Source organism: Serratia sp. (in: enterobacteria) (assembly GCF_051654945.1).
Classification (GTDB): domain Bacteria; phylum Pseudomonadota; class Gammaproteobacteria; order Enterobacterales; family Enterobacteriaceae; genus Chania.
Window position 1 is genome coordinate 1 of record NZ_JBOFZA010000032.1, and the last position, 8444, is coordinate 8444.

An 8444-nucleotide genomic window follows, 5' to 3' on the forward strand; every position below is an offset into this window, starting at 1 on the left:
TGAATGTGGAGGCCGGGGAACTGCTGCTGGCAGGCGGGACTGTCCAGGTGAACGGGGGTCAGGCCACGGTGACGTTGCCGGGGTACCGGTACACCCCCACACCGGCAACGGACAACAGCTATCGCGTCGCGGTGACAGCAGCGGACGTGAAGGATAACCACAGCAATCGCGAACTGACCACGGTCGTAGTGCAGGCGCCGCAGGTGCAAGTGACTGAATCGTCAATCACTGGTGTCATTATCAACAGACGTACCTTTGCGGCAAGTGCCGGATTACCGAATATAGGATTTAAGGGAGCACATTTTCAGTTGCTGATAGATGACACTGTCCCGGCAGCCGATGACTGGGCGTTCAGCAGTGATGCCAGTTGGGCGAGCGTCAACAACACCGGGGAGGTGTCGCTGGGCGATGGTGGAATAATGCGCGCGACAATAAAGGTCATCCGGAAATCTGACGGACTGACGCTGACCTACAGTTTCGGGATATATTCGTGGTTGGTAAACAACGGCAGTACCCCGATGCCATTTGAACAAGCAAGAGGATACTGCCGTTCCATTAGTTCGTATTATTGGCTTCCTGTTGATGGTGATCTTCAACGTCTGGTAGACCAGTGGGGGGATATGAGCAAATATCCTACGTGGTTTGGCGGGGCTTACTGGTCAAGTACTGCTAACGACACTCAGGCTGTTGTGGTGATCTTGAAAAATGGGAAAACGGAGCTTATCAGTAAAAGCATGCATGTAGGCGTGGTGTGTGTGAGACAGGGCGCAAGCCTGTAAAGGGGGGCCATTAAGTTATCAAGCATATTTATGACGCCGTCGGAGTATAAAAAGTCCCGTCGCGCATCATGGCGAACAGGACGTCACCGCGCCGCCTTGCCAGGGCGATAAGTGCCTGATTGTGTCGTTTCCCCTGGCTCATCAGAATGTCGCCTTCAGGCTGGGGAGGAAAGGAGGCGGTTTTCCGACTAACGCTGAGCGCCGCGAAGGCCGACAGGAACAGTGCCCGTTTGAGCGTTTTATTGCCCCTCTGTGACGGATGTTCGCCGCGTATCGACGAACCGGAGCGTCGGGTTAACTGAGATGGATGACAACACATACGTATCCCGCCGGGGAAAAAGAGCGTGACGGGGTCAGTTACAGCGGTGTGCTGCTGAGCGGTGTCGGTATTCACAGATGCTGTCGAAACACAGACAGGAATAACCCCGGTGCTTTTGCACGCTGTTCCGCCTTTGCAACATCCTGCAGCCACTGCCGCAGTGATTTGAAAGGAATATCGTAAAGGTCGCAATATTGTTCACGGGTGAGGCTACTGGCCCGCCATGCGGCGACGTGATGCTTCTTCTGGTCAAGAGTCCATCGAATTTTTGGCATTGTTCGATCTCCATGGGAGTTGTACGAATGCCGGTAATGCTAACTGCCTGAAAATTCCTGTGAAGATGAGTTCACCGTATGGTTACAGCTCGGGCGAATATGCGTCCTTTAAAATAATGACCTTGTCAACGAGTAGGCGGAGGATGTCAAAGGCCAAAATTAAAAAAACCATGAGATCTTCATGGGCCATAATTTTTAACAATTACATAAGCAATTGAAAAGGGTGGACCTCATGGTACCCGAGAGAGATACACTTCTCTTTCAATTCAACAATAGATGAAACGCCAAAAGTGATTTTTATGTTCCTGATATAGCTATCATAAGTAGACGTGCTGACATTCAATAATGTTGAAATGGTGCCTCGACTAAAGCCTTGAAGAAAAAAATACAGTAACTTCATCTCCATGGGGGCCAACTTATAATGTCCATAATTCATGATGCGCTTGATGCGGGAGGCGGAAACAAGAGTGTTGAACTCAACGGCAACATCCAAAAGTAACGCCATGGCAAACGTTCCGGCTGGGCGACCCGTACTATCATAGATGATCTTCTTGGCGGTATGGATAAGCGATTTTGAATGACCGAGCAACGGTTCAATGACTTTATATGTTTCTCCAGATAAAATCGCCTTCTCATGAGAAATATAGATATCCCTCTGTTCTGCCCAGGGCATGTCGTCGTCACGCAACCCCTGTAGTTTTTGGGGGCTGACACCCGAGAATTGACTGAAAATGCCGTTTGAGGCGACAAATCGATGTTCCAGATCCTTGACTAAAGCAATCCCAGCACACATGGGGATCACCGGGTTGTCAATATAGTATTCGATCGTTGGCTCCAACCCTTGTTGCTCTGGTAGAGACAGCCCCTCCTTTTTCGTGGTCATAAAGGTGTTCTCACTAAGGATTTTGGTGTTCAGTCATCAAAGAGAGGGGCTTGCCGCTGTGTGGGGGCGTTAATGCTATCGCGTCTCTTTTCTCCCCGCCCGCAAAAATCGCTATTAAGGCGATGTGAACGTGCTGGGTTCATGCTCAGGATGGCGTCAAGGTTCAATGACTCTGACTTCGGAAACCTGCATGTCGTTCGGTAAGGGTTCCCACGGGCGAGCATACTGTAAGAGCAGCTTACCTTTCCCCGCCGTGATGGCTTTCAAGTGCAGTAGGGTCGTTCCACCACAACCCACCTTCCCTTTTTTACACTCCGGCGATGACACATATTCCATGCCCGTGAGCGCCACCTGGGGAGGGAGGGCGCGAATGAGCCAGGTGTACCCCGTGGCAGGCGTGGTGGGTAGCACCATCTTAAATAGGTCGCCCACTTTCACGGTTTGACTGACGGGAACAATATCGCAGTTTGATGTACTGGCTGTCGATGTTTCCCTCTGTGCCGGCGTTTTTCCCGGGACCTGCGCGGCGCTGACCATGTGGAATAATGGAATAGTCAGGCACAGCCCGATAATGGCATGAGAAAACCCCACGCGGACAGACGACAGACAGGGGATCTTGGCGGTGATCTGCATCATAGTTTCTCCAGTGTTGTTGTCGTCACAGAATAATTTTCCTCGGCGATCATGGGTATCAATATTCGCCTTTTCGTCGTCGTAAGTTGGCAGAACGTAGAACACGTACTCATAGCTTAACGGTACAACTGTACAGCTGTTATTTTATGCCGTCATTGTCGGATAAGTGCAGCCTGTTACCAGACCTGGCTCACCTAAGAACGGAGCGTACAACTTTCACTGCTACAGGGCCGACACGCCAAGGCGTTCTGAAACGTCGACAACGGAATAGCCCCGCTCGGTGATCTGGCGGACAGCTTCTTCCTTAAATTCAAGGGTAAATCGTGGTGTGCCCATAGACTCCTCCTATGCTCAAAATAAAATATAGGCCAGATTTGTCTACGGGTTCGAGGTCACTCCACATGAGGTACAGAACCGTCCCGGAAACTCGGGTCTATTTACCAAAGACATTCTGCCAGTACTGGGTAACACATCTTTATCGAGTATATCACGCGCTGATTGTTCCTCCGTGGACGATGGCACTGACATTACCGGCTGAAATAATCAAGAAAATATGAGCTCACAGGACGTTCACGATAAAGCCGTTTTTTTTGCATTTCCTGCGAAATCATCGGAAAGAAACCATCCATGCCATCGGGTGATCTGTTTTTCAACGCTATCCAGTTGCGTAGTTAATATCATAAATGCGCCATGAGAAATAAATTTCATTCCCCAACCTAATGTCAGCATACCTCTGATTACAACTAACGATGCTCTAACTTCACTTAGCATGCCAGCGGCTTGTTTTCTGTCTGCATGCTCATTTTTATTTACTTGATTTGCGAGTATAATCTTTCGTACACACTCTGTAATTTCTGTCAAAACAGCTTCTCCTGTTGTCAATTTATAGGGCCGCGGAAGATGCCGATGTGTTTCCCAGTACATCCGATAAAATTGCAGCAAATCATCATAAACTCGAGGATGCTTAAACGTGGATTTCATCACTACCTCACAACGAATAAATTATGAACTTTTACATTGTGTTACTCTCACAAGCCGTAGCATTCAAAAGTCGCTACATATGGAAAATATCTCTCGTCTTTGTAACGGTTTGGCAACGGATTTAAATGAGTTGACCTATACTCCAGGGGCTTATACCCGATTTGCCATCACCGACCCCAAATTACGGGAGATTTATGCGCCTTCGTATCGTGACCGATTAGCACAAAATTGGCTTGTTATGCATTTTGGCCCAATAACCGAGCGCGTTCTAATAGAAGACACTTTTGCTAATCGCATAGGAAAGGGGACGTTGGCTGCCATCCGTCGAGTACAACATTTCATGCGTCAACCTGGGCATAGTCATTATCTTCAACTGGATATTTACAACTTTTTTGGTAGCATTTATTTACCTCGACTTCTGGCTCAATGTGAAACTATATTTGAACGGTATTTTGAAAACCACCCTCTCAGGGACGCTCTTCATCATCTTTTAAAGCAGAGCATTATCTGGCCTGTCGCTCAACACACGCATACTGTCAGTGGAGATCGGGAGCTCTTGGCCACTATCCCACAACACCGAACGCTTGCTTTCGGTGGCCCGGGCCGAGGGTTACCCCTTGGCTCCGCCGCAAGCCAGATGTTCGCCAACCTTTATTTAAGCCCCTTGGACCATTTTATTAAACACAAGCTCAAAGTGAAAGGTTACACCCGGTATATGGATGATTTATTTCTGCTCAGTGACTCACCTTCCCAACTCTCCCTCTGGCGAGAGGAAATACGTCAGTTCACAGAGGATGAACTTTATCTTCGGATCCACCCAAGCAAACAGGTCATTCAATCCTGTCATCAAGGGGCAGACTATCTCGGTTATTATACCTACCCCCACTATCTTCATTTAAGGCGTCGCAATATATCAAGCCTGTTTCACTGGCTTCATTTTTTTAACTCAATGCTGTCTGGTAATCAATGCACTCCTGACTGGGGCAGAAAAAAAGCAGACTGGAGTGACTTCTTTGATACCTCCTCCGTACAACTGAGTCTCCCGTTACTGCATCGCATACAAGCTATTATCAACAGTTATCTTGGGCTCATGAAGCATGCGCGCCACTACCGACTCCGTAAAAAAATTTATCGTCGTCGCCTTGGCCGACTGCAATCATACTTTCTGCCTGTTGATAATAATTATAACGCCGTGCGCATCCGCAAGCGTTTTTTACAAGGTGAGAGAGCGCAGTAGCACAGTCCAGTGAGAACACCCCGCCGACACGCAACCCCACGTGGGTTGCCGTCGTTGTTCGCATTCAAGTTGCCATTGTTCAGGTTCACGACGTAGTGGTTATCTGCATTGTACTTCTCAGACGACCAATAGTTGTTACCTTGCCACCCGGGACAATAAACAAACCTCACTCATTTGCCTGTTCTCTCGTACTGCCGGGCTTCCACCTTTCGGCGTCACCCTTCTTATAACGCCCTCCGGAACATTCTCCGAAAGTCGTGAAACAGGCCGGTCTTCTCTCAGGGCGCTTTTCTGAACTGCCATAACAGAACAGACCCCCGCGCACCGGTGTGCTACTGCGTTATCTCATCTCAATTATTTATTTTTCCCCTTCCCACATAAAAGTTGCTTCAGGCCCTGAATAAATCCCGTATCTACTGATTGAGGGTATAACCCGGGATGCCAGTTCATCAAAAAATTTACAACATCTTCACTCATGTACACTCTCTCATCACCTGTTTTATTCGTTACTCCACTGCCTTTTGATGTTACCTTTTCTTCGTCATTCAATTTATCAGGAGCAAGCTTATCCGTTACAGATGCAATCCATATATCATACTCCTCCGCCAGGATTTCTTCACATGCGACCTCAAACCCCCAGTCAGTCCTTATCGCTCCGGTGACAAACTTGTCAATATGACTCTCTGGAAACCCACCATAAAATACCGGTGTGTTACTTAATTTTTTTACGCGTCTCCCAAGCACCTTGAGCGAGGGAGTAACGCGCAACAAAGAGAGAAGCGACTCCTGATAACAACGGAGAAAGATACCTTCTCTTATAAGACTTATTTTGCCCGGTCGACGACTGAGACTTATTTTACTCTCGATATCCATATTTAGCTACCCCCCTCATTTCGAATAGTACACCGTTGTTTGCATCATCTACTCCGTTAACCTGCGGAAAACAACTACCCCTTCACTCAAAACCTACTTCATATACGAACAGAAAACTAAAATCTCAGGGTGCCAAAGCACCCTGAGAACGGCATAAACAACAAAACCAAATTTAAACATTAAAATCTAAATATTAAAGACCCCGCCGACACGCAACCCCACGTGGGAGGACGTCGTTGAGCGCAGTCAAGCCGCCATTGTTCAGGCGCACGACGTAGTGGTAATCTGCAACGTACTTCTCAGACGACCAATAGCTGATACCTTGCCACCCGGGATATTGACTCATATCCCCCCACTCACTGTATAAATTACCGATATCGCGAGAGCCCCAAGAACCGATGCTTGTTGCATTCGTCATTTGGTTATAAAGTGGCAGGGTAGAATCTTTAGCTTCACAGTAAGCGCTTGCCTCAGACCACGGCATATCACTACTACTGCTCTCAAACCACTGGCTCAGTGTGAATTCATAAGTGAGTGGTAGACCATGACCACGGGTTGGCGTTGCGGTGATAGTAACCGTGGAGTCAAGCACACCATCAGCACCAAACGTCACCGCCCCTGTGTTTGTGACCGTGACCCATGATGCACTGGAGGAAAACACCCACTTGTCGGTGGCAGGTGTAGCATTGTTAATCTGTATCCAGAATGTGGCATTGTTGAAGCCAGTGGTCGGGAAGCCCTCGCCTGCCGCAAATGTGTGATCATTGACGAAGACACTGGTGATTACGGGCACTGCCTCCAGAGTCAACTGCGCTGGCTCCTTCGCCGCATCGCTGCCGTTCACCTGCGGCATCAGGGCGGCGGTACCACCTGTCGTGGTGCCCGCCGTCAGGGTGCCGGTATAGATACCGGTACTGGTCTCGGTGAAATCATCGAAGGTGGTACCGGTCTCGCTGCCGGTCAGCGTGTAATCAGGTGTCAACCCGCTCACCGCATTCCCGTACGCATCCTGCGCCGTGTAGGTCACCGTGGTGGTGGACGCACCATCCGCTGGCAGGGTGGTGTCTTCCAGTGTCACAGTAGAGTTGGCCGGCACCATCTCACCCGCCGTGATACTGTAGTCGTTCTCGGCGCTCACGCTGCCGCTCCAGTCGCTCAGCTGCAGCGTCGCCACCAGGTTGGTGCCGGCGGTGATGGCGGTGTAGGTCGCGGTATACGTCCCCACCGTGCTGCTTTCCGCCCACGCCCCGGTAAAGGTGGTGTGCGGCACCGTCACCGTGTCCGGCGTCAGGCGGCCAGACTGCTCGGTGACCGGGTTGCCGTTGGCGTCCTTCAGTTCCACCGTCACCACGATATCGCCGCCAGCGACGTAGCTGGTCTGGTCGGTGCCGATGCTGGAGTTAAGCTCAGCAGGCACATCCGCCGTGATGCTGTAGGCCGCGGCGCTCACGCTGCCGCTCCAGTCGCTCAGCTGCAGCGTCGCCACCAGGTTGGTGCCGGCGGTGGTGGCGGTGTAGGTCGCGGTATACGTCCCCACCGTGCTGCTTTCCGCCCACGACCCGGTAAAGGTCGCGTTCGGTACGGTCACGGCACCCGTCACCTCCAGCGCGGCGGTCTGCCCGGTGACCGGGTTGCCGTTGGCATCCTTCAGTTCCACCGTCACCACGATATCGCCGCCAGCGACGTAGCTGGTCAGGTCGGTGTCGATGGTTGAGGTGGTCTGTGCAGGCACATCCGCCGTGATGCTGTAGGCCGCGGCGCTCACGCTGCCGCTCCAGTCGCTCAGCTGCAGCGTCGCCACCAGGTTGGTGCCGGCGGTAATGGCGGTGTAGGTCGCGGTATACGTCCCCACCGTGCTGCTTTCCGCCCACGACCCGGTAAAGGTCGCGTTCGGTACGGTCACGGCACCCGTCACCTCCAGCGCGGCGGTCTGCTCGCTGACCGGGTTGCCGTTGGCGTCCTTCAGTTCCACCGTCACCACGATATCGCCGCCAGCCACGTAGCTGGTGCGGTCGGTGTCGATGCTGGAGTTAACCTCGGCAGGCGCGGCAGCGATGATGCTGTAGGCCGCGGCGCTCACGCTGCCGCTCCAGTCGCTCAGCTGCAGCGTCGCCACCAGGTTGGTGCCGGCGGTGATGGCGGTGTAGGTCGCGGTATACGTCCCCACTGTGCTGCTTTCCGCCCACGACCCGGTAAAGGTCGCGTTCGGTACGGTCACGGCACCCGTCACCTCCAGCGCGGCGGTCTGCTCGCTGACCGGGTTGCCGTTGGCGTCCTTCAGTTCCACCGTCACCACGATATCGCCCCCGGCGACGTAGCTGGTGCCGTCGGTGTCGATGGTTGAGGTGCTCTCGGCAGGCGCGGCAGCGATGATGCTGTAGGCCGCGGCGCTCACGCTGCCGCTCCAGTCGCTCAGCTGCAGCGTCGCCACCAGGTTGGTGCCGGCGGTGATGGCGGTGTAGGT

Annotated in this window: 6 protein-coding genes and 4 pseudogenes; 2 read left to right on the plus strand and 8 right to left on the minus strand. The window is 51.9% G+C overall.

Annotated features, from left to right (window positions below):
• Window positions 1-779: pseudogene (locus tag ACRDCA_RS03420) on the plus strand (hypothetical protein); the annotation flags it as partial.
• Window positions 780-807: 28 nt separating this feature from the next.
• On the opposite strand, the pseudogene ACRDCA_RS03425 reads toward ACRDCA_RS03420, so the two are convergent.
• The 6 genes and pseudogenes from ACRDCA_RS03425 to ACRDCA_RS03450 all read right to left on the minus strand — a co-directional run.
• Window positions 808-1077: pseudogene (locus tag ACRDCA_RS03425) on the minus strand (IS110 family transposase); the annotation flags it as partial.
• A pseudogene (gene tnpA, locus ACRDCA_RS03430) lies at window positions 1072-1373 on the minus strand (IS66 family insertion sequence element accessory protein TnpA); the annotation flags it as partial. The pseudogenes tnpA and ACRDCA_RS03425, both read right to left, overlap by 6 nt.
• A gap of 202 nt (window positions 1374-1575) precedes the next feature.
• A complete protein-coding gene (locus tag ACRDCA_RS03435) occupies window positions 1576-2256 on the minus strand; it encodes a helix-turn-helix transcriptional regulator (protein WP_438688307.1) in 681 nt (226 codons plus the stop codon).
• Between the two features lie 156 nt (window positions 2257-2412).
• The gene (locus ACRDCA_RS03440) at window positions 2413-2892 is read right to left on the minus strand and encodes a protease inhibitor I42 family protein (RefSeq protein WP_438688308.1); all 480 of its coding nucleotides are present in this window, start codon (window positions 2890-2892) and stop codon (window positions 2413-2415) included.
• 225 nt (window positions 2893-3117) lie between these two features.
• Window positions 3118-3225: pseudogene (locus ACRDCA_RS03445) on the minus strand (transposase); the annotation flags it as partial.
• A gap of 234 nt (window positions 3226-3459) precedes the next feature.
• On the minus strand, window positions 3460-3750 hold the full coding sequence (locus tag ACRDCA_RS03450) for a hypothetical protein (protein WP_438688309.1): 291 nt from the start codon (window positions 3748-3750) through the stop codon (window positions 3460-3462).
• A 109-nt stretch (window positions 3751-3859) separates the two neighbouring features.
• Between ACRDCA_RS03450 and ACRDCA_RS03455 the strand changes: the two genes are divergently transcribed.
• Entirely contained in the window at window positions 3860-5107 is a 1248-nt protein-coding gene (locus tag ACRDCA_RS03455; RefSeq protein WP_438688310.1) for a reverse transcriptase domain-containing protein, read from the plus strand.
• A gap of 354 nt (window positions 5108-5461) precedes the next feature.
• On the opposite strand, the gene ACRDCA_RS03460 is transcribed toward ACRDCA_RS03455, so the two are convergent.
• Together ACRDCA_RS03460 and ACRDCA_RS03465 are read right to left on the minus strand one after the other, a co-directional pair.
• Window positions 5462-5980 (minus strand): hypothetical protein, encoded by a 519-nt coding sequence (locus ACRDCA_RS03460; RefSeq protein WP_438688311.1) that lies wholly within the window; start codon window positions 5978-5980, stop codon window positions 5462-5464.
• A gap of 193 nt (window positions 5981-6173) precedes the next feature.
• A partial coding sequence (locus tag ACRDCA_RS03465) for an invasin domain 3-containing protein (protein ID WP_438688312.1) occupies window positions 6174-8444 on the minus strand: 2271 nt, incomplete at its 5' end.